24 protein-coding genes are annotated in these 25,901 nt (G+C 36.8%); 5 read left to right on the plus strand and 19 right to left on the minus strand.

The window, feature by feature from the left end; all coding sequences use genetic code 11:
* Together mrcB and EL259_RS00010 are read left to right on the plus strand one after the other, a co-directional pair.
* On the plus strand, nucleotides 1-2,355 hold the full coding sequence (mrcB, locus tag EL259_RS00005) for a penicillin-binding protein 1B (protein ID WP_126597815.1): 2,355 nt from the start codon (nucleotides 1-3) through the stop codon (nucleotides 2,353-2,355).
* A 167-nt stretch (nucleotides 2,356-2,522) separates the two neighbouring features.
* On the plus strand, nucleotides 2,523-3,494 hold the full coding sequence (locus EL259_RS00010; protein WP_126597817.1) for a calcium/sodium antiporter: 972 nt from the start codon (nucleotides 2,523-2,525) through the stop codon (nucleotides 3,492-3,494).
* A gap of 141 nt (nucleotides 3,495-3,635) precedes the next feature.
* Here EL259_RS00010 and EL259_RS00015 read toward each other — a convergent pair whose 3' ends face one another.
* The 8 genes from EL259_RS00015 to EL259_RS00050 form a co-directional block, all read right to left on the minus strand.
* Nucleotides 3,636-4,244: a YfgM family protein gene (locus EL259_RS00015; RefSeq protein WP_126597819.1), complete on the minus strand. Its 609-nt coding sequence runs from the start codon at nucleotides 4,242-4,244 to the stop codon at nucleotides 3,636-3,638.
* Between the two features lie 19 nt (nucleotides 4,245-4,263).
* A complete protein-coding gene (gene hisS / locus EL259_RS00020) occupies nucleotides 4,264-5,541 on the minus strand; it encodes a histidine--tRNA ligase (RefSeq protein WP_126597820.1) in 1,278 nt (425 codons plus the stop codon).
* Nucleotides 5,542-5,551: 10 nt separating this feature from the next.
* Complete coding sequence (gene ispG, locus EL259_RS00025; protein WP_126597822.1) at nucleotides 5,552-6,655, minus strand: flavodoxin-dependent (E)-4-hydroxy-3-methylbut-2-enyl-diphosphate synthase; 1,104 nt, start codon at nucleotides 6,653-6,655, stop codon at nucleotides 5,552-5,554.
* A 59-nt stretch (nucleotides 6,656-6,714) separates the two neighbouring features.
* The gene (locus tag EL259_RS00030) at nucleotides 6,715-7,323 is read right to left on the minus strand and encodes a helix-turn-helix domain-containing protein (protein ID WP_126597824.1); all 609 of its coding nucleotides are present in this window, start codon (nucleotides 7,321-7,323) and stop codon (nucleotides 6,715-6,717) included.
* A 170-nt stretch (nucleotides 7,324-7,493) separates the two neighbouring features.
* Complete coding sequence (locus tag EL259_RS00035) at nucleotides 7,494-8,066, minus strand: type IV pilus biogenesis/stability protein PilW (protein ID WP_126597826.1); 573 nt, start codon at nucleotides 8,064-8,066, stop codon at nucleotides 7,494-7,496.
* A 19-nt stretch (nucleotides 8,067-8,085) separates the two neighbouring features.
* Nucleotides 8,086-9,207 carry a bifunctional tRNA (adenosine(37)-C2)-methyltransferase TrmG/ribosomal RNA large subunit methyltransferase RlmN gene (locus EL259_RS00040; RefSeq protein ID WP_126597828.1) on the minus strand — a complete coding sequence of 374 codons (1,122 nt, stop codon included), beginning with the start codon at nucleotides 9,205-9,207 and terminating at the stop codon, nucleotides 8,086-8,088.
* 157 nt (nucleotides 9,208-9,364) lie between these two features.
* Nucleotides 9,365-9,787 (minus strand): hypothetical protein, encoded by a 423-nt coding sequence (locus EL259_RS00045; protein WP_126597830.1) that lies wholly within the window; start codon nucleotides 9,785-9,787, stop codon nucleotides 9,365-9,367.
* Between the two features lie 165 nt (nucleotides 9,788-9,952).
* Nucleotides 9,953-10,786: a DNA/RNA non-specific endonuclease gene (locus EL259_RS00050; protein ID WP_126597832.1), complete on the minus strand. Its 834-nt coding sequence runs from the start codon at nucleotides 10,784-10,786 to the stop codon at nucleotides 9,953-9,955.
* Between the two features lie 292 nt (nucleotides 10,787-11,078).
* Between EL259_RS00050 and EL259_RS00055 the strand changes: the two genes are divergently transcribed.
* A complete protein-coding gene (locus EL259_RS00055) occupies nucleotides 11,079-11,684 on the plus strand; it encodes a DedA family protein (protein ID WP_126597834.1) in 606 nt (201 codons plus the stop codon).
* Nucleotides 11,685-11,714: 30 nt separating this feature from the next.
* On the opposite strand, the gene EL259_RS00060 is transcribed toward EL259_RS00055, so the two are convergent.
* The 8 genes from EL259_RS00060 to sohB form a co-directional block, all read right to left on the minus strand.
* On the minus strand, nucleotides 11,715-12,311 hold the full coding sequence (locus EL259_RS00060; RefSeq protein ID WP_126597836.1) for an NAD(P)H-dependent oxidoreductase: 597 nt from the start codon (nucleotides 12,309-12,311) through the stop codon (nucleotides 11,715-11,717).
* A 166-nt stretch (nucleotides 12,312-12,477) separates the two neighbouring features.
* Nucleotides 12,478-13,038: a TorD/DmsD family molecular chaperone gene (locus EL259_RS00065; protein WP_126597838.1), complete on the minus strand. Its 561-nt coding sequence runs from the start codon at nucleotides 13,036-13,038 to the stop codon at nucleotides 12,478-12,480.
* Between the two features lie 3 nt (nucleotides 13,039-13,041).
* Nucleotides 13,042-13,641, minus strand: a complete 600-nt coding sequence (locus tag EL259_RS00070; protein ID WP_126597840.1) for an NAD(P)H-dependent oxidoreductase — start codon at nucleotides 13,639-13,641, stop codon at nucleotides 13,042-13,044.
* 86 nt (nucleotides 13,642-13,727) lie between these two features.
* Nucleotides 13,728-14,999, minus strand: coding sequence for a serine/threonine transporter SstT (gene sstT, locus EL259_RS00075; RefSeq protein ID WP_126597842.1), 1,272 nt, complete (start codon nucleotides 14,997-14,999; stop codon nucleotides 13,728-13,730).
* 179 nt (nucleotides 15,000-15,178) lie between these two features.
* Complete coding sequence (gene topA, locus EL259_RS00080; RefSeq protein WP_126597844.1) at nucleotides 15,179-17,776, minus strand: type I DNA topoisomerase; 2,598 nt, start codon at nucleotides 17,774-17,776, stop codon at nucleotides 15,179-15,181.
* A gap of 66 nt (nucleotides 17,777-17,842) precedes the next feature.
* Nucleotides 17,843-18,346 (minus strand): CvpA family protein, encoded by a 504-nt coding sequence (locus EL259_RS00085; protein WP_126597846.1) that lies wholly within the window; start codon nucleotides 18,344-18,346, stop codon nucleotides 17,843-17,845.
* Nucleotides 18,347-18,406: 60 nt separating this feature from the next.
* Nucleotides 18,407-19,219: an OmpA family protein gene (locus EL259_RS00090; RefSeq protein WP_126597848.1), complete on the minus strand. Its 813-nt coding sequence runs from the start codon at nucleotides 19,217-19,219 to the stop codon at nucleotides 18,407-18,409.
* 143 nt (nucleotides 19,220-19,362) lie between these two features.
* Nucleotides 19,363-20,412 carry a protease SohB gene (sohB, locus tag EL259_RS00095; RefSeq protein ID WP_126597850.1) on the minus strand — a complete coding sequence of 350 codons (1,050 nt, stop codon included), beginning with the start codon at nucleotides 20,410-20,412 and terminating at the stop codon, nucleotides 19,363-19,365.
* Between the two features lie 200 nt (nucleotides 20,413-20,612).
* Between sohB and pgsA the strand changes: the two genes are divergently transcribed.
* Together pgsA and EL259_RS00105 are read left to right on the plus strand one after the other, a co-directional pair.
* On the plus strand, nucleotides 20,613-21,170 hold the full coding sequence (pgsA, locus tag EL259_RS00100) for a CDP-diacylglycerol--glycerol-3-phosphate 3-phosphatidyltransferase (RefSeq protein WP_126597852.1): 558 nt from the start codon (nucleotides 20,613-20,615) through the stop codon (nucleotides 21,168-21,170).
* A 24-nt stretch (nucleotides 21,171-21,194) separates the two neighbouring features.
* Nucleotides 21,195-21,758 (plus strand): superoxide dismutase family protein, encoded by a 564-nt coding sequence (locus EL259_RS00105; RefSeq protein ID WP_126597854.1) that lies wholly within the window; start codon nucleotides 21,195-21,197, stop codon nucleotides 21,756-21,758.
* A 96-nt stretch (nucleotides 21,759-21,854) separates the two neighbouring features.
* On the opposite strand, the gene EL259_RS00110 is transcribed toward EL259_RS00105, so the two are convergent.
* From EL259_RS00110 to EL259_RS00120, 3 genes are read right to left on the minus strand one after another with little or no spacing between them, the layout of a single operon-like run.
* Entirely contained in the window at nucleotides 21,855-22,961 is a 1,107-nt protein-coding gene (locus EL259_RS00110) for an ABC transporter permease (protein WP_126597856.1), read from the minus strand.
* A gap of 13 nt (nucleotides 22,962-22,974) precedes the next feature.
* On the minus strand, nucleotides 22,975-24,099 hold the full coding sequence (locus EL259_RS00115; protein ID WP_126597858.1) for an ABC transporter permease: 1,125 nt from the start codon (nucleotides 24,097-24,099) through the stop codon (nucleotides 22,975-22,977).
* Entirely contained in the window at nucleotides 24,093-25,901 is a 1,809-nt protein-coding gene (locus EL259_RS00120) for an ATP-binding cassette domain-containing protein (protein ID WP_126597860.1), read from the minus strand. The genes EL259_RS00115 and EL259_RS00120 overlap by 7 nt, the downstream gene beginning before the upstream one ends.

Raw genomic sequence — 25,901 nt, forward strand, 5'->3', positions numbered from 1 at the left:
ATGTCTAAACCCCCCGTGCGTCGTCGTACAACTACTACTAAAAAAACAACTCGTACTAAAGCTAAGAAATCCAAAAAATCTCGTTTAAAAACTCTACGGGATTTTTGTAGCAATCACAAAAAAGGGATTACATTAAGCCTTAAAATCTCTGTAACCCTGCTCTGCGCACTTGGTATTTATGGTGTTTATTTAGATGGTAAAATTCGTCATCGCATGGATGGTCCTCTTTGGCAATTACCCGCTGAAGTCTATGCTAGAATCCCTGATATTGCTCTAAAAAATCAGGTATCAGTACAAGATGTTTTACGTATTCTTAAAGAAAACGGCTATCAGCAAACCAATATGATTGCTAATCCGGGTGATTATCAATGGCAAGACGGCAATCTTTTATTATTGACACGTGCTTTTGCCTTTCCAAATGATGTTGAACCACAACGTTTATTACGCCTCCATTTTTCACAGGATCAATTGGTCAGAATTGAAGATTTAAATAAATATCAATTACTCGATCACTTTTCCTTGGCACCTAAACTTATTGCCATGCTGCAGTCGGATAAAGAAGACCGTCTTGCTTTGTCTTTAAACCATTTCCCACGATTATTAATTGATACATTAGTACTCACGGAAGATCGGGACTTTTTTGAACATGATGGGATTAATCCAGTTAGTATTGCTAGGGCGGCTCTTGCTAATCTTCGTGCAGGACATAGTGTGCAAGGCGGAAGTACGTTAACACAACAAGTTGTAAAAAACCTATTTTTAACCAATAAACGTTCATTTATTCGTAAGTTTAATGAAGCTTACATGGCGCTATTATTGGACTACCGTTACAGTAAAAATCGTATTCTTGAAACCTATTTAAATGAAGTCTATTTGGGGCAAATGGGTGATACACAAATTCATGGTTTTGCACTGGCAAGTCTCTTTTACTTTAACCGACCAATTAATGAAATTAGTCTAGATAAAATCGCTTTATTAGTTGGTATGGTAAAAGGTCCATCACTGTATAATCCTTGGCGACATCCAGAGAATGCGTTAAAACGTCGTAACGTAGTACTGGGTATTTTACGAGATCAAAAAGTCATTGATAATTCGCTATATGAATTGCTTTCACACCGACCTTTAGGCGTACAAGAAAAAGGACAAATAGCCCAATCTTTCCCTGCTTTTATTCAACTTTTACGCCGTGAATTACAGGCCGATCTGGGTGCAAATGTTAGCCAGCTATCAGGTACACGTATCTTCACCACGCTTGATGTCAATCAACAAAAAGCGGCAGAAGCTGCATTGACACAACAACTTCAAAATATCAATAAACGTCGTCGTGTTCCTTTAGAAGGTGCTATCGTTATTGCCGATTATAAAACAGGCGGTATCCGTGCGCTAATTGGAGGGGCAAATACCCAATTTGCAGGGTTTAACCGTGCTGTTGATTCGCGTCGTCAAATTGGTTCCCTGGTAAAACCGTCCGTGTATTTAACCGCTTTAAGTGAACCTACCCGTTTTGCTCTTAATACTAAACTTGATAATCAGCCTATCAGCATTAAACAATCTAATGGGACCTATTGGCAACCACGTAACTATGATCGTCAATACAGTGCACCCGTTACACTGATTAATGCGTTAACGCATTCTATGAATATTCCAACAGTTAATTTGGGATTAGAGGTTGGCTTGAAGAAAATTATTGCCACCCAAAAAGCCATGGGATGGGAAAATGCGGATATTCCACAAGTTCCATCTGCGTTACTCGGTGTTTATTCGCTTTCACCATACGAAGTCACACGGTTATATCAAACGCTCGCAAACGAGGGTAAAAAAATTCCCCTACACGTTTTTACCGATATTACTAACCGAAAAGGTGACGTACTTTATCATAACAAAATAACTGCAGATCAGGTCGTTCCACCCCAAGCAAGTTTTTTAACTCTTTTTGCCATGCAAAATGTTGTCAAAAATGGAACGGCACGCAATTTACAATCACAATTTGCAAATCTAAATTTAGCGGGAAAAACAGGCACAACTAATCGTTCTCGCGATGCTTGGTTCGTAGGAATTGATGGGCAAGATGTAACCACCATTTGGGTTGGGCGTGATAATAATGATCCAACTAACCTCACTGGTGCGACTGGAGCACTGCCAATTTATAAGCAATATTTAACTCGTTACCCTGTCACCCCATTACAGTTAGCACAACCTGCTGATATCGACTGGGCAGGAATTAATTATAATGGGGATTGGCAATGCGATTTACCGTATAAAATTCCATATTGGAAAACAGATAATTCTTCTGTTTGTGATGGCAGTAAAAAATCTGTTACACGGAGTATCTGGGATTTTTTCTGGGGTAAATAAAATTTTTCTATCTTAAAACTTAACTTATTTTAGAATCTTTTTATCTGCTTGTATTTTAGTTATTTTTAATAAATAATACCTCTATAACGTTATATTTATTACTGTACATCCATAAATACAACGCATAAGCATCGATTTTAAATAAATAGTTATAGGATGGGATAGTTATGTTACTTCCTTATATTGCACTGATTGCAGGTTTGGTGATCCTGGTCGGAAGTGCCGATTACTTTGTAAAAGGTGCGTCAAGTATTGCTAAAACAATGGGAATGTCGCCTCTTTTAATTGGGATTCTCATTATCGGTTTCGGTACTTCAGCTCCAGAAATGATCGTTTCAGCCATTTCTAGTTTAAACGGTTCCCCCACTGTGGCTTTAGGTAACGCTTATGGCTCCATCATTACTAATATCGGACTAATTCTCGGGATTACTGCTTTAATTAAACCTATCGCCGTAACCTCTACGGTAATCAAAAAAGAACTCCCTATCCTCTTTGTCGCCACGCTTATTTCCGCTTGGATGATTGCGGATAATTGTTTATCCCGTGATAATGCATGGATCCTTTTACTTCTTTTTGGATTATATATTCTCTGGAGTATTTGGAATGCCAACCGCCAACAAGAGGATCCACTCAGTACATCCTTTACAGAAAATCTAGATAACCAGCCAGACATGTCGCTTAACCGTGCTATTGTTTATATGCTCGGAGGATTAATTGCTCTTATGGCAAGTTCTGAGGCTTTGGTATGGGGAGCCGTAAAAATTGCAGAATATTTTGGTGTCAGCGATCTCGTTATCGGTTTAACAATCGTTGCCGTAGGTACATCACTTCCTGAATTAGCAACCTCTATCATTGCTGCCAGACGTGGCGAAACTGATTTAGCGATGGGGAATTTAATCGGTTCAAATATGTTTAATATTCTCGCCGTTGTTGGAATATCAGGCGTTATTCTACCTGCTCATTTAAATCCTGAGGTTTTTGAACGAGATATGATGGTAATTATTACCTTTACATTATCACTCTTTATTCTAGGATACGATGGTAAAACGAAACCAGGACGCATCAGCCGTGTTGATGGTACACTCCTACTCATCGGCTATATTGCCTACAGTTATGTGTTACTCAGAAAATTCCTTTAGACCATATCAAAGCCCCGAACTCAGGGGCTTTCTTTTTATCTCAAAAATAAAATCAGGCATTTTTAAAATAAATCACGCCCCATTTTTCGTAAAAAATTATGATAAAAAAAAGTCCCTTATGATTTAAGGGACTTTTTATACTTATTGTAGGTTGTTTAACTGAATTTGAATCATAGCTTTTTCCAACGGATCAACTAAAGAAAGTGCTTGCTGGAAATCTTTTTTAGCCGCCTCTTTATTACCTTGTGCTAATTCAATATTCGCTTGAAGTTGCAATTTTTGACCTTGCCATACATTAGATTGAACACCTTGTAATGATTTAAGCGCACGATCGTATTGTTTTAACTGATATTGAACAGCAGCTAAACGCAATGTCGCGATATCTTTTATCACATTGTCTTTTGCTTGGTTAACGGCCTGTTGCAATAAAGTTTCAGCTTGACCAAAATGTTGCGCTGCAACTTCATCTTTTGCTCGTTCTAATAATGCAAATTCACTATAAGTGCTGCCTTTGTTTTCTTGTGTGAAAACTTCAAAAGCCTGCTTATTGGTTGCATTATCACTAACAATCAGTGCCTCATATTGCATAGATTGTTGGATAGATTGGCTCATTTGATAATTTTTCCAATAGCGCCAGCCAAAAACCGCAATTAACGCAATGATAACGACGGCGATGATGGCTTTATAGTTTTCTCTCCACCATCTTTTCAGTTGATCAAGATCTTGTTCTTCTTCAATGGAATAAGCCATAATTCTTCCTTCTGGTTTACTAGTTTTCTAAAGAGACTAAAAACTGTGCGATATCATTTAAAGCAATTGTTTGTTGCGGACGATCTTCTCGTAAGAATTTCACTACCACTTCATTGTTCATTGCTTCACTTTCACCAACAACAAGTGCAATTGTTGCACCGCTTTTATCTGCACGTTTAAATTGTTTCTTAAAGTTACCGCCACTGCAATTTAGCATAGTGTGTTTACCCGGTAATTCATTACGTAGTTTTTCAGCAAGCTGGAATGCTGGCACAGCCGTATTCTCTCCTGCAAAAACAACATAGAAATCAACTGGATTTGCGACTGGAATGTGTTTATTTACTTCTTGTACAAGTAATACAAGACGTTCCAATCCCATTGCAAAACCTACGCCACAGGTTGCATGTCCACCCAATTGTTCAACTAGACCATCATAACGACCACCGCCACAAATAGTCCCTTGTGCACCAAGTGCGTCCGTTACCCATTCAAATACAGTTTTATTATAATAGTCTAGTCCACGAACCAATTTTTGGTTTACTTCATAGCGGATACCAAGTTGATCTAATAAATGACAAAGTTCAGCAAAGTGGGCTTTGCTTTCTTCATCAAGATAATCTTGCAGTTTTGGAGCATTATCTAAAACCGCTTGTACCGCTTGATTTTTACTATCAAGAATACGTAATGGATTTGTCGTTAAACGACGTTTACAATCTTCATCAAGGATATCGTAATATTGTTGAAGGTATTCTACTAACGCAGTACGGTAGTTACGACGAGCTTCTAAAGAACCAATTGAGTTAAGTTGTAAACTTACATGATCAATGATGCCAAGCTGACGCCATAAACGAGCGGTTAATAAAATAAGCTCTGCATCAATATCAGGATTAGAAATACCAAAAATTTCCACGCCTACTTGGTGGAACTGACGATAACGTCCTTTTTGTGGGCGTTCGTAACGGAACATTGGTCCCATATACCATAAACGTTGTTCTTGGTTATACAATAGACCATTTTGAATCCCCGCACGCACACAACCTGCGGTTCCTTCTGGACGTAAGGTTAAGCTTTCATCATCACGATCGTTGAAAGTAAACATTTCTTTTTCAACAACGTCTGTCACTTCCCCAATTGCACGCGCAAAAAGTGGCGTACTTTCAACGATTGGCATTCTAATTTCACTATAGCCATAACTTGCTAAAGTATTACGAATTTGATTTTCTACCCACTGCCAAATTGGTGTTTCAGTTGGGAGACAATCATTCATCCCTCTAATTGCTTGAATAATTTTTGCCACGGTACTTCCTTTAAATAATACGATTTTTCGGATCTTGTTGTGCGACTTTGGCACGAATTTTTGCTTCTAATTGATCAATTAGCTGGTCATTATCAAAACGTTCTTTTTGTCTAACGCCATCTAAATAAAAACCACTTTTCTTATTTCCGCCTGTTACACCAAGATTAGACACTAATGCTTCACCTGGACCATTCACGATACAACCGATGATAGACACATCCATTGGAGTAATAATATCTTCAAGGCGTTGTTCTAGGGCATTTACCGTTGCAATCACATCAATTTCTTGGCGTGAACAGGTCGGGCAAGCGATAAAGTTAATCCCACGAGAACGAATACGTAGTGATTTTAAAATATCAAAACCGACTTTAATTTCTTCTACTGGATCGGCTGCAAGTGAAACGCGCAATGTATCTCCGATACCTTCAGAAAGTAATAAGCCTAGACCGATTGCTGATTTCACTGCACCAGCTCGTGCGCCACCCGCTTCAGTTATACCTAAGTGAATTGGCTGTTCAATTGCTTTTGCCAATAGACGATAACTTTCTACAGCAAGAAAAACATCAGATGCCTTTACACTAACTTTAAATTGATCAAAGTTCAGTCTATCGAGAATATCAACATGACGTAATGCACTTTCTAACAATGCTTGAGGTGTAGGTTCACCATATTTTTCTTGTAAATCTTTTTCTAAAGAACCTGCATTCACCCCAATGCGGATTGGAATATTTTTATCTTTTGCACAATCAACAACGGCACGAATACGATCTTCACGCCCAATATTACCTGGATTAATACGTAAACAATCCACGCCATATTCAGCCACTTTTAGAGCAATACGATAATCGAAATGGATGTCTGCAACGAGAGGAACATTGACTTGTTGTTTGATGTGTTTGAATGCTTCTGCTGCATCCATTGTTGGTACTGAAACACGGACGATATCTGCGCCGACACGTTCTAATGCTTTAATTTGTGCAACAGTAGCTTCTACATCTGTTGTACGTGTATTTGTCATTGATTGCACAGCAATAGGTGCATCGCCGCCGATCGGAACATTTCCCACCCAAATTTTAGTGGATTTGCGGCGTGTAATTTTTGGTTCTGTTGACATAAAGATCTCTTTTATTAACTAGATTTTTTTATTTTACTCTTTATGCAATACAGATCTCATTAATTAGATGAGCTGATTGCATCTTTTGAATCTATGGTATTACTTGGCAGTGAGGCTGTCGGTAATGATAAAAGGTGTGATTCTATTTTTTTCGTTGCTTGTTGTGCATCATACTGAGAAACTAACTGAGCACGTGAATCTGATTTCTGTTTGTAACTTTCCCACCACCATAATGCGGTAACAAATAAAACAGCGATAATAACAATGGCAGTGATGATAGAAATCCAACGTCCACCGTGTGCATTTTCACGCAACCCAACAACGCCATTAATAGAATGATGTTTCTGCAAATCAGATACGGGTTCTTCAGGTAATTGAGAGAGGTAGTCGATATATTTATCTTCAGGAATACCTAAGCAGGCAGCATAACTACGAATATAACCTCTAATAAAGGTTGATGGAATTCCTTCAATTTCAAATTGATCATCTTCCAATGCCTTTAAAATAACTGGGCGAATTTGAGTTCTTCGGTTTACATCTTCCAATGATAAATTTAACGAGTTACGTGTTTTTTGGAAAAGCTGACCTAAACTTTGCTCATCAGAAACTGGAGAACTTTCTGATGTAGCGTTATTTGAATGAGAGTTTAATTGTTCGTCTTTATGCACAAGATTGCCCTTTTAATTGAGATAATTTCGATTACTTCTATTTAATTCTGCTAAATTTTAAAGTTCCCCTTATTGTTTTGCAACCGTTTTCCTCAATTTACTGTACATATTCACTATCAATCCTCTTTTTAGATAACAAAAACGCCTCACAAAAGTAAGGCGTTTTTATTTTATTGGGATAATTCTTTTAGTTTTTGCTGTAATTGTTTCGCAGCATTCGGCGAAATTTTTTGTATTTTTGTATAATACTGATTAAATTTAGTCATATTTTTTTCAGAATAAGCACATACTGCAATATTTTCATAAGTATCCATTTGATGATAATAGTTAGGTAAAGCAAGTGCTAAATCAAATTGATGATAAGCTTTTGAATATTGAGCAGTTTCACAAAGGAACACCCCATAATTATTTTTAATGTCCCCTTGTTGAGGTGCTTCATTAATCGCTTTTTGATAATATTTTTCAGTAAGCGGAATGTTACGTTGTAACTGATAAAAATAAGCATAACCAACAGAAACTAAAGGTGAATTTGGAGTATAAGATGCGGCTTTATCAAGGTTACGTTTGGCTTCGCTAAAGTTTTTTACTGTTAAAAAACCTAAGGCAAGATCGACTCTTGCTTTTGCTGCTGCTTGCTTATTAAACGCATCTTGCGATGATGCAACATCATTGGAACACGCTGTCAAAGAAGCAGACAAAAGCACTAAACCAATAAATCCAAGTTTTGACTTTATCTTTAACATTCTTCTACTCCTCAGTTAATTAATTTACAGTTTTAACATCTAGGTTTTGACCAAATTGACGTTTTTGTAATGTCCGTTTTGTACGGTCAATCACATCCCCCGCTAACTGCCCACAAGCTGCATCGATATCATCACCACGTGTACGTCGAATTGTTACTGTTAATCCATATTCCATAAGCGTTTTTTGAAAACGATCAATACGAGAATTAGAACTTTTCGCATAAGGTGCTTCTGGATACGGATTCCATGGAATAAGGTTAATTTTACACGGTGTATTTTTCAACACTTCCGCTAACTGGTGAGCGTGTTCTGTTCCATCATTTACATGATCGAGCATCACATATTCAATAGTCACTTTACCGTGGTTAGCATTAGATACTTTCAGATATTCATTTACCGAACGCATTAGCATTTCAATATTATATTTTTTATTAATCGGCACAATCTCATCACGAATTTTATCGTTCGGAGCGTGTAATGAAATCGCTAATGCTACATCAATTTGATCACGTAATTTGTCTAAGGCAGGCACGACACCTGAAGTAGAAAGCGTTACACGACGTTTAGATAATCCATACGCAAAATCATCAAGCATAATTTCCATTGCTGGAATCACATTTGCTACATTTAGAAGTGGTTCCCCCATTCCCATCATCACGACATTGGTAATAGGACGCACACCTGTCACCCCAAAATTACCGATGATTTTAGAGGCACGCCACACTTGCCCGATAATTTCAGATACGGTCAAGTTACGGTTAAACCCTTGTTGTGCCGTTGAGCAGAAAGTACATGCTAGCGCACAACCCACCTGAGAGGATACGCATAACGTCGCACGATCACCATCTGGAATATAAACGGTTTCTACTTGCTGATCGCCTACTTGCATTGCCCATTTGATTGTACCATCGCTACTTCTTTGTTCGACAGCAACTTCTGGTGCTTGAATATAAGCAACGGCTTTTAATTTTTCACGTAATTTTTTATTAATGTTGGTCATATTGTCGAAGTTATCTTCGCCAAAATGATATATCCATTTTACTAATTGATCTGCACGGAACGGTTTTTCCCCGAGTTCTTGTAAAAATTCACGCATTTGCGGGCGTGTTAAGTTCATTAAATTGATTTTATTTGTTGTCATGAATAGGCCTTGTTATTACACATTACGGCAAGTAAAGGTTGGTTAAAATAAGCGTGCAATTCTACTGATTTATTCCGTATTGCGCCAGTACAATTTACAAAAATAACGCCCCAATTTTCATAAATTTTTTTGAAAATTGGGGCGTTATCCTACTTTTTTATAAAAAGCCATTTGCTGTTGTTTGCACGACTGAATTTAATTTTTCAGGTAGCAAATCCTGTGCTTTTCGTTCTAACAATAAATGCTCTGCATTGACTAAACTATAAGTTACGATTAAAAAATCTCTTTCATCAACAATATAGATAGCATTCCCATCTATTTTTTCATTCCACGGGAAGGGATACTCTTCATCTGCCAAAAGCCGAATTTTTGCAAGTAATGCCTCAACAATATTCAGCCCTACCTGTGTACGATCGATATCAATCGATAACCGCCCTTCATAACCATAAATTTTTAAACTCAGTTCATCGCATTCAATAGTTATATGCGTATTCGGATTATAAGAAAAATCCTGTAAATTCGTTGAGAAAAACGCACTGGGAGGCAAGGTTTTTTCGAGATTTTCAATCGTTTCTTTCATAACTAATTACCATACGGATTGCCAATGAAAAAAATGTCCTTCGTTTGCCTTAATGGTCGCACTAAGGGTAGGAAAAACATCCATATGTGCTATTTGCTGAAATCTTGCCAAACTCATCAAAGTAATTCTATGACTTGCATCATTTGGCGTAAAAATAACAACAGCCTACTCTAATTCGGGGATATAAATCGCCTTAGCAATGTAATTTGGGATATATACATGGTTTTTGCCAATCGTATTAATGTGACTTGGCATTTGACCATTTACATTTTCATATACTGGCACGGTAACCGTATAAACATTATTATATTTTAACGCAAGTTTTCGTGTTTCTTTCTCAATCTCTGCCCACGTTTTACGATTATGCTCTGGTACTTCTGGCATCATATTCGCAAGCGAAAAAGATTGATACTGCGAGATTGCGTCTCCCATATCTGCATTTGGCGCCAAGTGTCCTCGATCATAGCCTTTACCCCGATAATCGGCTAATTCTGATCGTTCACTTGGTGTTAACCTTTCATCTGGATGGAAAGGATTAATCCGCTCAATTTTTTGGGCAGCTAAAATTCTTGCTTTTGTTAAATGTTCAGCACTATAAAGTGTCGATTTTGAAATAAAACTCGCTCTCCCAGCATAAGCATAATTACAAATAATTTTGCTTTCCTGAGCCATTTTAGGAATTTCAATCACGGGTGCTTTATTTTCATAAAGATTTAAAGCACAGCTCCCACCAATATCAGAACCATTAATATGTTCAGCTGGACGTTTTCCATGGTAATTACGGTGTTCATTTGCGGAACGCAATGTTAATTTAGAAAAAATTCTAGAAATATCAACCGATTTTCCTTCCAAAACACCTGCAATTTGATATTTTGTTTCTGTCAGTGCTGATTGAACATTAAGTGTGTTCCTAAAAAAATAACCAGCACCTAAAATAATCATTAATAATAGTAATTTTTTTCCTCGTCCAAATTGAGGAACTTTTGGTTTTTTCGCCATAGTTATTCCTAAACATGGTGTTAAGTATAACGACTAACCAATGTTAGTACAACAATTATACATAATGATTTCCATAAATTATCGTTTATTTATCAATCTATTAAGCATTAAGATGCTTGCCTATTTTATGTTTATAACGATATCTTTATCCCTCTTTAGGATTATACATTATTTAAACTATAATCCATTACCTCATGAGAGTTAGTATACATGATAAATATAGTTTATTTTGTCAATAATAGGTAGAATAGGAGATCGTACCTCAAAGTAAAAATGATAAGGATTATTCTTAGTGGATATTTTAATTAGTTTTTTTTCTGAATACGGTTATTGGGCTGTTTTTTTAGTTTTAGTCATTTGTGGCTTTGGTGTTCCGATTCCTGAAGATATTACTTTAGTTTCTGGTGGCGTCATTTCTGGTTTATATAGTGATACCAATCCACATATTATGTTAGTAGTCAGTCTTATGGGTGTTATTGTTGGCGATAGCACAATGTATTGGCTTGGAAGAATTTATGGCACAAAAATTCTTCGTTTTCGTTTAATGAAGAAAGTCGTTACTTTACAGCGTTTGCGTCTTGTACGGGAAAAATTTGCAAAATACGGTAATTGGGTCCTCTTTTTTGCACGCTTCCTACCTGGACTTCGTGCACCTATTTATGTAATTGCAGGTATTACAAATAAAATTAGTTATCTCCGCTTTGTTATTATTGATTTAATTGCTGCCTGTATTTCTGTACCAATCTGGGTTTATCTTGGCCATTTTGGTGCAACTAACCGTGAATGGTTAAGTCAACAAATTGAAAAGGGGCAAGTAGTAGTATGGGGCGTTGTGATTGCCGTTATCATTTTTGTTGCTTGGAAGTGGTTTAAAACACGTAAAAATAAGAAAGCATAAAGAAATCCCAGCTAAGCTGGGATTTTTTATTTATTTCAATAAATCAAGATTCTTTTCAGTTTCAAAATAAACTTTTTCTAACATTTGGTGATGTGTTTTATCATCTACACCATGTACATTATAGAATATCTGCGTTCGTACATCTTCAGTTCCCCATGCGTGAAACAAACCATTCACTAAACAATCCTCTAAAGACTTATCAAAGCCAAGCGTATGATATTTTCCTTCCGTATTAGCAACCGTAATAAATTCTTGAATTTTTTTGCCTGCAAAAATGCCACTTTGCGTATTCTTTTGCAATTTATATGCACCATCATGCGCTAAAATACGCTCTAAATATCCTTTTAAAATAGCGGGATATCCCATTAAAAATAATGGATAAATCAAAGTGATAAGTTGTGCTTTTTCAAGTAAACATTGTTCATTTTTAATTTCTTGTGAAATAATCCCCTGCTTGCTATCTATAATTTCTTGATGAGATAAAACGGGATTAAAATTCATCAAATATAAATCTCTAATCTCTACGTCCACCCCTTTATCATGGCTAGCTTTAATGACTGCATTTAGAATTGCGGCATTAAAACTCGTCTTATCATCAGGATGTGCAAAAATAATAAGATGTTTCATTAGTTCGTCCTCATTTCTTTTTTTAGACTTCATGTCTATGTGATATGAAATACCGATCGTAACTAAATCACTTTTTCTCACGACTGACCTTGATAAATGATAAGGCATCTAATATTTGATTTATGCTAGCTATAAAAAATCCCCAATATGGGGATTTATATACTGATTATTCTGTTTCTTCCAATTCATCTGCCATCGCTGATAATAACTCACGAGTGAGATACGCTAATTGGCGGTAAAAAGGTAACCGTGCATGTTGCTCAATAAGCGGTAACCACTTCGCACTAACAGGTAATAAAAAGTATTGGAAAAACTGAGTTTGTGCTTGTGTCGAATCAAGATTATCTTCGATCCATGCTGCCGTTAATAACAATCCCGCCACATGATCAATACGCTCCAACTCTGGCATTGCTCGTTCTTCACGGAAAGCTTTTAATTCATCTAAATTAATGATACTAGAAATTTCTGTTCCTACTTTGCCATCTGCATCAAATAGATAATGATATTCTTCGGATAAAGCCTTAGAGTCAATTTTCATTTGTAATGATGCCAAAGCATCTTTTGTCGCCTTATCTTCTTCTAAAGCCCAAGCATTTTGTAAACCGCCCTGTTGAAGCCATGTAAAGACATTCGTTAATACCGCATCGTTAGGATCTCGATAATATAAATTACCAAAAAGGCGGCTTAATAAGGAAAATTCGCTAAAGTTATTCGTTTGATTTTGCATTTTTTATTCCATTAAAGACGTAATATTTTGTTCAGTTTGCATAGCAACTTTTTCTAAAAGTGCTTGACGTTCCTCGTGTGTAAGACCATGGATATTCCCTAATAATTGATGCTGAATATCTTCAATCCCACAAAAATTAAAAAGTCCATCTACTAAACAATCACATAATGATTTATCAAAGCCCAATGCTTGATATTTTTCTTCTTTATTACCAATCGTAATAAATTGCTGCATTTTTTTGCCAAATAATAAACCAACAGACTTCCCATTTTCTGTTTTATATGCAAAACCGTGGCTTAAAATACGATCGAGATACCCTTTTAAAATGGCAGGATATCCCATCCACCATAGTGGATAAATAAGTGTGATTAAATCGGCACTATCAATTAACTGTTGTTCTTGTTTTATATCTTCTGGGGTTTCCGCTTTTTTGCTACCAACCAGTTCTTCGGCGGATAAAATCGGATTAAATCCTAATTGATATAAATCTCGGATTTGTGTATCTACGCCATATTTTTGGCTTGTTACGACAACTTTTTGTAAAATTGCCGCATTGAAACTTTTTTCGCTATCTGGATGTGCAAAAATAATTAAATGTTTCATCTAAATTTCCTAATTCATGTGATAAAGCCTTTTACCAAATTATTGATAAAAGGCATAAATTTTTGCGAAAATCGGGGCGTGTTTAATTACGTAAGATCTTTGGCTTTTTCACTTTTTTGAGCTAATTTTCGTTGCTCACCTTCACAGGCAGCAGCCGTAAAGACAACATCCGTTGAGGAATTAAGTGCGGTTTCAGCACTATCTTGAATCACACCAATAATAAAACCTACCCCCATGACTTGTGCTGCAATTTCGTTAGAAATACCAAATAAACTACACGCAAGCGGGATAAGTAATAACGATCCACCAGCAACACCAGATGCACCGCACGCACAAATACTTGCAACCAAACTCAGTAAGAATGCTGTTCCAAAGTTTACAGGAATTCCTAAAGTATGCACTGCAGCCAATGTGAGAACAGTAATGGTAATCGCCGCTCCACCCATATTAATAGTGGCACCTAATGGAATCGATACCGAATAGGTTTCTTCATCAAGGTTGAGTTGTTTACATAAATCCATATTGACTGGAATATTAGCAGCCGAACTACGAGTAAAGAATGCTGTCACGCCACTGACACGAATACAAAGCCAAATCAATGGGAATGGATTACAGCGTGTTTTCCAAAATACTAAAATCGGATTCACAACAAATGCGGTGAGCAACATTGATCCAAGTAAAACAACGAGTAACTGAGCATAGTTTGCTAAAACGCCAAAACCTTTGCTCGCAAAACTTTCTGCAACTAAACCAAAAACGCCTATTGGAGCAAAATTGATAATAAAATATACAATTTTAGATACCCCTTCGGCTAAATCATTCATTACGATCTTTGTCGTATCCGATGAGTGGCGTAGCACAATTCCGAGTGCAATCGCCCAAGCAAGAATACCAATAAAATTTGCACTAAATAACGCATTCACAGGGTTATCAACAACATTAAGCACCATTTGTCCTAATACTTCCGTAACATTATTAGGTGGCGTTAATCCAGTTTGCACCGCATTTAAAACAAGTTTTGTTGGCATTGCAAAACTAAACAGTACAGAAACGAGTGCTGCACTAAAAGTTCCTAAAAGATAAAGGACAACAATATCTTGCATATTGCTTTTTGCCCCTACTTTTTTATTACAAATCGCTGCAATTACTAATAAGAAAACCAGTAAAGGTGCAACAGAGCGTAAAGAGCGAACAAACAGTTTCCCTAGGAAACCTGCTTCGGCGGCGAGATTTAGTCCAATGATAGGCTGTAATATCGGTGAAATAATCGCTAAAATAACGCCACTCACCAATCCAATACCCACTTTCTTAACTAAACTGCCTTGGAAAAAAAATTGAAATAATCGAAATCGGTTCATTGTAATCCTTAAACATTTGCCGAGAATTATCGGTACATTGAAGTTATTTTGGGAGTTAGTTCCAAAAACGTACCATAAATAATATTTAAATTAAATAATAATATTTTGTTAGCATAAAAAGAAAAACGATGTTTTCAGAAGATTATCTAAAAACATCGTTTATTTCTTAGATAAAAATTTTATTGCCACTTACCGTCTATAAAATGGACTTGCCATTTAGTCGCTTTACCATTTTTTTCAGAGGTCACGTACTGGCGTTTTTCCTTGCGAGAGAAACGAATGATAGCTTCATTTCCTTCTGGATCTTGTTGTGGTGCAAGGGCAAGATATTTCAATTTTTCAGGAAGGCGATCCGCAAAACGTGCCAATTCACTTACTTTCGCAGCGCGGCTTTCACGACTTTTCGGGAAATTATGTGCAGACATAAACACGCCACTTGCCCCATCACGTAACACAAAATATGCATCTGATTTTTCGCATTTTAATTCTGGGAATAAAACTGGATCTTCCTTCGGAGGCGCAACTTCTCCACTTTTTAAAATTTTTCGTGTGTTATCGCATTGTGTACAACCCATGTATTTACCAAAACGTCCTAGTTTTAAATGCATATCGGCACCACATTTATCACATTCGATAACTGGTCCATCGTAGCCTTTAATTTTAAAATCGCCATTTTCTACAATATAGCCATCGCAGTTTGGGTTATTCCCACAAACATAAAGTTTACGTTGAGCATCTATAATGTAGCTATCCATTGCGGTTTGACAAATTGGGCAACGTTTTTTATCTAACAATGCTTTTGTTTCAGAACTATCGTCTAACACATTCAATAATTCTTCTTCTGGGATAAGATTAATCGTTGTTTTACAACGTTCTTTTGGCGGTAATGCATAACCAGTACAACCTAAGAATACACCTGTGCTTGCCGTACGAATTGCCATATCTCGTCCGCATGTTGGGCAATGAATATCGGTATCAACCAATTTATTTGGTTTCATTCCACCTTCTAATTCATCAAGCTCTGCTGTGGTTAAGCGCTCAGAGAAATCACCAAAGAACTGGTTCAATTCCTCTTTCCAATTTTTCTTTCCATCGGCAATTTGGTCCAAGACGGTTTCCATATCCGCAGTAAAGTCATAATTCATAAAATTAGGGAAAGATTGATTTAAACGATCAGTTACAATTTCTCCAATCTTTTCTGCATAGAAACGACGATTTTCAACACGCACGTAACCACGATCTTGGATAGTAGAAATAATTGTTGCGTACGTAGATGGACGACCAATGCCACGTTTTTCTAACTCACGAACCAGTGCTGCTTCATTAAAGCGCGCAGGTGGTTTTGTAAAGTGTTGTTGAGGATCAAGTTCAATAAGTGATAATTTATCGCCAACATGTAATTCAGGAAGTGCTTGCTCATCTTTATTTGTGACTTGAGCAATCATTTTTGTCCAACCATCAAAACGTAATACACGTCCTTTTGCCTTAAATAAGTAGTCCCCTGCCATAACTTGAAGTGTCGTACTATCGTAGCGTGCTGGTGGCATTTGACAAGCAACGAATTGTTGCCAAATTAATTCATACAGGCGCATTGCATCACGATCAACACCACTTAAATCAGTTGCTAGAGTATGAATATCTGATGGGCGGATCGCTTCATGAGCTTCTTGCGCATTTTCTTTACTCGAATAGTAATTAGGTTTTTCGGGTAAATATGCATCACCAAAATGATCTTTAATATAGCCACGGACCATGTTAAGAGCATCTTTACTTAGATTCGTACTATCGGTACGCATATAAGTAATATATCCAGCTTCATATAAACGCTGAGCAAGCATCATGGTTTTCTTTACACCAAAGCCTAATTTCGTACTAGCACTTTGTTGTAAAGTAGAGGTGATAAAAGGCGCTTTAGGTTTCGATAAGGTTGGTTTTGTTTCAATATTACTGACTTCATAGGTAGCCGTTTTTAAAAATTGCGTTACAATTTCCGTTTCTTGTGCATTGTGCAGGGCTAATTTTTTCCCCTGATAATCAGTTAATTCAAGACGGATTTGTGCATCAGCTAGATTTTTAACTTCTGCTGCAATTTGCCAAAATTCTTCTGGCTGAAATGCTTTAATTTCACGCTCACGTTCTACTAATAATTTAACTGCAACAGATTGAACACGACCTGCTGAAAGCCCTCGTGCAACCTTTTTCCAAAGTAGTGGTGAAACCATAAACCCAACTACACGATCAAGAAAACGACGTGTTTGTTGAGCATTCACACAATCCATATTAATATGTGTAGGATGTTCAAACGCTTGAGTAATAGCATTTTTGGTAATTTCATTAAATACTACTCGGCTAAAACGTGCATCATCACCGCCAATCACTTCTTTTAAATGCCAAGCGATTGCTTCTCCTTCCCTATCCAAGTCGGTTGCAAGATAAATATGATCGGCTTTTTTAGCAAGTGATTTTAATTCAGATACAACTTTTTCTTTACCAGGCAAAATTTCGTAATGCGCTTTCCAACCATCATATGGATCTACCCCCATACGCTTTACCAATGCATTTCGGTCACGCTCTGCTTTAATCGCTGCTTTTTCTTCCGAGTTGAGTCCACGAGTGGAGATAGGTTTCGCTTTTTCCTTTTCTTTGTTACTTGCTCCTGAAACGGGTAAATCGCAAATATGTCCCACACTTGATTTCACAACATAATGATTACCCAGGTATTTATTAATTGTTTTTGCTTTAGCTGGAGATTCTACAATCACTAAGGATTTTGTCATGCTCATTCCTATTTTATTTATATAACTACAGTTAAATTTATTCTTTCCAAATAAGGGGCATATGCCCTACATGTCCGATTGAATATGACTCAGCAAACTTGAGTTAGCTTGCATTTGTTGAAAAAACCAATCAACGATAAAATGAAAATGTGGTATTAATTGGGAACTTTTCCACATCTCTGTGTTATGCACTTGAGTGAAAGAATCAGTAAAGAAAAGTAAAGCCGATACAATTAAAATTCCACGTAAGAAACCAAAACAGGCGCCTAACACTCGATCAGTTCCACTAAGTCCCGTTTTATCGACTAATTGCCCTAACAAGAAATTAATTATTCCGCCGACAATTAACGTTCCGATAAACAACGCAACCATCGCTGTACCATTACGCACATAATTATTAGCGATATTTGTAAAATGTGTCGCAAGATAGGGATAGAATTGAACAGTAATAATAAAAGCTGCGATCCAAGTCGCAAGAGAAACCACTTCACGAATAAAACCGCGCCATAAACTAACAACAATGGATAATCCGATAATAGCAATAATGGCCCAATCAATATAATTATTCATATTCTTCCTTTAGATACAGAAAATCCCCAAGTAATAGCTTGGGGAGTTTTATATTTTATATTATTTATACAAAATCGCTGGACCTTGTGTACCTGCTTTTAATTCAGTACTTGGCTGTCCAAGACTTTTCGCCGTAATTTCTACACGACGATTTGGTTTTAAGCAAGCAATTAATTTATTTTGTGAAGAAATTTGACAATCTTTCACCGGATCAAGCTTTCCTTTAGCAAAAGTTGCAATTTGATCTCGTACGCCGTCTGCAATTAATGCCTGTTTTACAGTCATTGCACGTTCTTTAGCAAGATTCAAATTGTAAGCGTTTGTACCAATACGGTCGGTATAACCTGTTACAGTGATGTTTTGTAAATTTTTTGCATTAATTTCTTTAGCTACTTTTTGAATTGTGGTTTGTGCATTTGGTGTTAAATTTGACTTATTAAAGTTAAATAACACTTCAGCTTTCAATGGTGCAGCTTGTTGGGTAAACTTACATTGGTTCGGGAACCAATAGAAAGATTGAGCATTCATGTTTTTATCAAAAAGAATTTTGTACTGACAGATTCTATCTACGCCATTTTCTTGATAATTAAACGCATAATCCCATTCTCTTACGCCAAAGAAGCCCTCATTAAATTGCGGGTTACCAATTAATTGGCGAATTTGCGATTTGTTCATTCCACGATGAATGGTGCGAACATTAGCCCAATTTGGCCAAGAACCAAACTCACTGCCATCATGGTTAAAAGTGTCTTGTGAAATTTTTGGCCACACTAGATGATTTGATGTGCCATCAGCATTAACTTCGCTTAAGTTACCACATCCTACAACTGATGCCGCAACTAAAGCCGGCACTAAGATTTGATAGTATTTCATCAATAAAATCCTCATTTACTTAACAGAAAGTTTAATTTAGAAACATAGCTTTTCTTTTAGTATAGATCAATACTTATACATAGCAAAAAAATATTGTATAAATTTTTATGTTATCTTCAAAAAAATAACCTTAATTTATGATGTTATGAGATAAAGTCTTGTCGTTGTTTACTCATCAATTTAGTAACAATATTTTCACTACTTTCTTCAACTTGTTTACCAAATTTTTGTAATAATCCTTTCTTTACTTGATATTTTACAGAAAGAATACTTTGTGTATTTTTCTGGAATGCTGCAACAAGAACATCATCACTCGTATTAATTTCATCAGCTAACTGTAAGGCAAGCGCTTGTTGTCCAAACCAATGTTCACCTGTCGCTACTTTATCTATATCAACCGCTGGTCGATTCTCAGCAACAAATTGCTTAAACAAGTCATGCGTTTCATTGAGCTCTTGTTGGAATTTTTCTTTTCCTTTTTCCGTATTTTCACCCAACATTGTAACAGTACGTTTATATTCGCCTGCTGTCATTACATCAACATCTACATCATGTTTTTTCAAGAGACGATGAATATTTGGCACCTGAGCAACAACACCAATAGATCCTAGGATAGCAAACGGTGCCGCAATAATCTTATCCGCCACACAAGCCATCATATAACCGCCACTGGCAGCAACTTTATCAACAGCGACAGTCAATGGAATATTATGTTGTTTTAAACGCATTAGCTGTGAAGCTGCAAGCCCATAGCCAGTCACCATCCCACCTGGACTTTCTAAGCGCAATAATACTTCATCACCAGCTTTCGCTACGGCAATAATCGCACTAATTTCTTCTCGTAAGGCTGCGGTTTGAGAGGCAGCAATGTCACCTTTAAAATCTAGCACAAAAAGGTGCGGTTTACGTACAGAAACACCTTTCTCTTTTTTCTTTTGTTTTGCTAACTTTTTATCAGCTTTTTTCTGTTGTTTTTCTAAATCTTTTAGCGTTTTCTCATCTACATGAAAATCACTTAATTTTTTTGTATCTTCCGCAAATTTTTCTGATAAATCAGTAATAACGAGTTCTCCATCGTGATTTGCTTGTTTCATTGAAAAAATAATAAAAAATGCCACAACAGGAATCAGTATGATAGTGATTAATTTAAGAATAAATAATCCATAATCACTAATAAAAATCGTCCAACTCATATTCAATTTCCTAAAATTAAAACTAGATTAAAATTAAAACCAAATTACCTATCTTAATGATTTTTTTTAGAAGTGCAATTTTTAAAAGTCTAATATAAATAAATTTATTTTTATTAATAAAATCCCCGCTTTATACGTTTTTAAAGGGTATTTTTTGTTTTACAATAACAAACACATATTAGTCTACTTAGTGTCTAGAAATGAAATTTAATATACCGACAATTTTGACCCTATTTCGGGTAATTCTCATCCCGTTCTTTATCCTTGTTTTCTATTTACCATTTCAATGGTCGCCATTCGTGACAATGCTTATCTTCGGTATTGCGTCCGTAACTGACTGGTTTGATGGTTATTTAGCAAGGAAATGGAATCAAAGCACACCTTTTGGGGCATTTCTCGATCCTGTTGCGGATAAAGCTATGGTTGTGACTGCGCTTGTTTTGGTTACAGAACACTACCATGCTTTTTGGATCAGTATCCCTGCAATTATCATGATTGTTCGTGAAATTATTATCTCTGCACTACGTGAATGGATGGCAGAAATTGGTAGTCGTAGCAAAGTCGCCGTATCCTGGATTGGTAAAGTAAAAACAACAGCACAAATGTTTGCACTGGGCGGGTTACTGTGGCGTCAAAGTTTCACAATGGAAGTTCTTGCCGTTATTTTACTCTATATCGCTGTGGTATTAACTGTATGGTCTATGATGCACTATTTAATTGCCGCAAAAGAGAATTTATTGGAACAAAATAATTTGTAATATATTGAATAAAGGAAACATTTTATGAAAAAAAAATTATTTCTTCTTGCTACCGCTATCGGAAGTTTAGCATTGGTACAAAATGCGACAGCTGATACAAAAGCACCAACTTTTAATCCAGAAGCCGTTCCTCATGTTCGTATTAACATGAATCTATTAGGTCAGAAAAAGGATATGCCTGTTGGATATATCATCGCAGCAGACACCCCATACGGTGTAGCATTCTACCCTCACCTCTCTGGCTTAAAAAATGCTGAAGGATTACATGGTTTCCACGTTCATATGAATCCAAGCTGTGGTGCAATTGATGGTGGACTTGGTAAACAAGCAGGTGGTCACTGGGATCCAACGCACTCTGGTCAACATTCTGTGCCTTGGGATAACAATGGACACAAAGGTGATTTACCATCGCTTTATATAAATGCTCAAGGTGATGCAACCCACCCTGTACTTGCTGTTAAAATCAAGAATATCAATGAGTTAAAAGGTCATGCACTCATGGTTCATGTAGGTGGTGATAACTATAGCGATGTACCGAAAAAACTTGGTGGCGGTGGCGCTCGCATGATTTGTGGTGTAATTAAATAATTTGTCCCTTTAGATAAACACAAAAAGGCACTTCATTCAGTGCCTTTTTCTTTTTAAAAATATCACGCCCCCATTTTCTGCAAAATTTATGCATTATTATGAAACCTTACGACGAAATAGATAAATCGCTATCGGCGTGGTAATGATAAACAATAATCCCATTGGCCATAGATACGGGATAATATCGGCAAAGCTTGCCCCTTCAAAATATACTAGACGTAGTGCAGCAATAGGATTGCGAATAGGATTAAAAATTGTCGCTTCTTGTAGCCATTGTGGCATTGATTCTACAGGGGTCATCAATCCAGATAAAACAATCATCGGTACAAGTAATAAAAAGGAAATTACGAGGGATGCAAGAATTGTTCCCGTAATTGTCGAAATGGCAATCCCTATTGATACACAGCTTAGCGAAAATAAGGCGATAAGCGCTAGTATGGTAAATGGCGAGCCACGCAAGGGAATCTTAAACCAAAATAAGCAGACAGCAAAAATCATCAATCCTTGAACAATTCCCACTAAAATAGGTGGAATTGCTTTCCCAATGAAAATTTCACCTGGCGTGGTCGGTGTCATTAACATCATATCAAAACTACCATTTTCCTTTTCACGAGAAGCGGTAAGGCTTGAAAGAATCAAGACTTGAATCATGCTAATAGCCAAAATCATGCCTGACATAATATACCAACGAGTGATATTATTCTCGTTATAACGCAATCTTGACTCAATAGTTATCGGCGCTAACTGCGGTGGAAATGCTTTCAATAATGCATCAACAGTGTAATTCATTGCAACATTAGCTGTCGTAATATTACGCCCATCTGCGATGATAAATACTTGCCCATGCCCATTTTGGAAATCTTTTGAGAATCCAGGAGGAATGGCAATCCCAATTAAAGCATTCCCTTTATCAATCGTATTTTGAAAATCAGACAAACTTTGGGCATTTGTTACCAATTCATAAAAAGGATTATGGGTAAAAGTTCTGATAACTTGTGCCGATTGCACACTATGATCACCATCATAAAGTACCCAAGGTACATGCGATAAATTATAAGTTGCTCCGTAGCCAAATAACACCGCCTGAGCAAGAGCAGGAACAATTAAGATTTTCCGTGAACCTGGATCTTTTAAAAGTACAATTAATTCTTTAATAATTAAGGCTTTTAAGCGTCTAATTTTTATTATCCACGATTGCCACATATTCTGCCCCACTTTATCTTGCCACCTTACGCAATAATCGCAATGTAGCGATAAAAAATATTAACGCACAAACTAATAAAATCCCAATATTTCGCCAAACCACAAACATCGGCATACCCGATAAATAAAGAATTTTAAAGGATTCAATCGCATATGTTGGTGGCATTAAATGCCCAATTACAGCAAGGGGGGTTGGGATACTACGTAAATCAAAAAGGAATCCTGATAAAATAAGTGCAGGCATAAAACTACCAATAATCGCATATTGATTTGCTAAGAATTGTTTTTTCACAAGTGCAGACAACCATAATCCAAAGGCTAACGCCCAACTTAGATACACTACAGATGTCAAAACGAGCAAGATTAATGACCCTCGAACAGGCACATGAAATATTGCGATAGAAGCAATAAGACATAACATAAAACCCGCAAAAGCTACAAAAAAATATGGCATAATTTTTGCTAAGCCAATTTCTAATGGTGTAGCCGTTGAAATGATAAGACTATTCATAGTGCCACGTTCATATTCCCGAGCAATGACGGTACTGGTTAAAAAACTTCCTACTAAAGTCATGATAACGACAATCAATCCTGGCACCAAATACCAAGATGACCGATCTGCTTCATTAAAACGAGCCCGTGTATTAATAGAAATTCCCTTTGGAATTTCTGTAGGAAGTGTTTTATTCAAAAATGAAAGATTTTCTTGTGCGATGACATTCATCACATAATAACGTGTAATGGCTGCTGCATTGGCATCTACACCATGAATAATGACACCTAATTTTCCACGACCTAATACAGCATTTTGCGTAAATCCCTGTGGAATATCGATAATTAAATTCACTTTCCTTTCATGCATTAACTGTTCAGCTTGATGTTGTGACGGTGTCACAATAACATCAAAGTATGGAGAACCTCTAAATCTTGCCACAATATCTTCAGCAATAGTTGTCCGTTCCTGCGTAACAATGACCGTAGAAATACGGTTTAAATCTAAAGAAAGTCCATATCCAAATAAAATTAACATAAAAACAGGTACAACTACTCCAACCCAAAATGGAGAAGGATCTTTGCGTAATTGTTTGCATTCTTTAATAAATAAGGTAAAAAATCGCTCAAAGGAAAACGTTAACATACTTTATCCTCCTTTGTTTTTTCTACACACTCATTCTGTTGATGTCTAAAATTATCAACTACAACTGCAAATGCTTGCTCTACTGTTTGGGCAGGATATCCATCTACCAAACTTTTTTCACGTATTTCTTGTGGTGAACCAAGCGCCAAAACATGCCCTGCATCTTGAATTAATATCCGATCACAATATTCAGCCTCTTCCATAAAGTGTGTTGTAACAATGGTTGTCGTACCTTGCTGACTTAAACTGGCAATTCTTCGCCAAAACTCGCGCCGAGAGGCAGTATCTGCTCCAGAAGTAGGTTCATCTAAAAATAAAATATCAGGCGAATTAATTAGAGCGACAGCCATCGTCAGCGATCGTTGAGCACCAAGCGGTAATAACCCTGCACGGGTATCACGAAACGCCACCAAGTCTAAGGTTTGTAAACAGTTTTCAATACGTTCACGTAGCGCCTTTTTTCCTAATCCATAACTTTGCCCAAAGTACAGGAGGTTTTCCTCTACGCTTAATAGTGCATAAAGTGAAAATTTTTGTGCTGCATAACCAATCTTCATCCTTAATTCAGAAAGTGCCGTATTGAGATTTTTTCCTTCTAGAAATACCTCCCCTTTAGTTGGAGCCGATAGTCCACACATCATACGGAAAGTCGTTGTTTTCCCTGCACCATTCGGACCTAAAAGACCAAAAATTTCACCTTTTTTAACTTCAAATGAACTGTCCCACACGGCGACAAAATCGCCAAATTTTTTCATAATATTTTGCGTTTTTATAACGATTGGATTTTGTTCTATATTTTCTAATGGAATTTTAGATAACGTGACACTGTCACTCTGATTTTTTTCTGTGAAATAAGGTAATGTCAAAGCACAATAAGCATCTTCAAGATTAGGTGGACGAGAAACGATATTTGTTGGTAACGTGCTTTTATCTACATTCTCTGCGAGCAATACATTCAAAAATTCCCCACTTGGCACAACATCTAAATAAGGACTTTTGGCATCTTCTGCCCGCACAAATGCCTGCATCTCACGATCAAATTGCCGCCGCTGTGGTTCATACGGTTTCCTAGGAATGGAAAATGTGCGTTGTGCAACCTGTGATTTTAATTGTGCTGGTGTTCCTATCGCTAATGTATGCCCATTTTGTAAAAATAAAACATCAGCGGCACTCTCAGCCTCAGAAAGCAGTGTCGTCATTAACAAGCAATGCATTTGCCCATTTTTAACCCGATCAGCAATAATTTTACTGATTTCAATACGAGATAAGGGATCAACTCCCACTGTAGGTTCATCAAGGATTAATAGTTTTGGTGTGCCTACCAATGCACATGCAAGGCTTAATTTTTGCCGCATTCCACCTGATAAATGTTGAGCCTCTCGTTTTTCAAAGCCATTTAGTCCCGTCATTTTCAAGAGTTCATTAAAACGTTTTTCACGTTCTCGTTCGGGCACATTTTTAATGGATGCAAAAATCTCTAAATTTTCCCAAACTGAAAGCTCTCGATATAATCCCAATTCTTGAGGCAAATAACTCACAGTTTGAATAAATTCATCGTTGGTTAAATCAGGGGAAATACCAAAAATCTCAACCGTGCCAGAAGTAGGTGTTTGAATACCTGCGACTAAAGAGGCAAATGTAGATTTCCCTGCCCCATCAGGTCCTGCAACCGCATGAATTGCAGGCGCCCCTTGGATCAGATAATTTAAATTCGTCAATGCGTGTATAGTCGTATTTTTGGCTAATCCTTTAAAATCTTTACAAACATTATGAATAGCTAAAACAGGCGCATTGAAATCCAT

This window comes from Actinobacillus delphinicola (assembly GCF_900638385.1).
GTDB classification, from domain to species: Bacteria; Pseudomonadota; Gammaproteobacteria; order Enterobacterales; family Pasteurellaceae; genus Actinobacillus_C; species Actinobacillus_C delphinicola.